Annotated in this window: 1 pseudogene; it reads left to right on the top strand. The window is 43.1% G+C overall.

The window, feature by feature from the left end:
• Positions 1 to 233, top strand: a pseudogene (locus EXE29_RS17415) (transposase); the annotation flags it as partial.
• Positions 234 to 255 lie beyond the last annotated feature (22 nt).

Below are 255 nucleotides of genomic sequence, written 5' to 3'. Positions count from 1 at the left end.
GGCGTAAACTTCATATTGGTATAGATGCTAAAACCCTACAAATACGAGCAGTTCAGCTTACAACCAATAATGTCAGTGATTCACAGGTGCTTGGTGATTTACTTAATCAGATTCCACAAGATGAGCGGATTGACTCTGTTTATACCGATGGGGCTTATGACACCAAGCAATGCCGTCAGGTCATTGCAGATCGGCAAGCGCATGCGGTGATTCCACCTAGAAAAAATGGAAAGATACAAAGAGTAGCTCGCTAGA

Origin of the sequence: Acinetobacter sp. WCHAc060006, assembly GCF_004209135.1 — a bacterium.
Taxonomy (GTDB): Bacteria; Pseudomonadota; Gammaproteobacteria; order Pseudomonadales; family Moraxellaceae; genus Acinetobacter; species Acinetobacter cumulans.
Note: the sequence above shows the minus strand (reverse complement) of the source record. Positions and strands in the feature narration are given on the sequence as shown.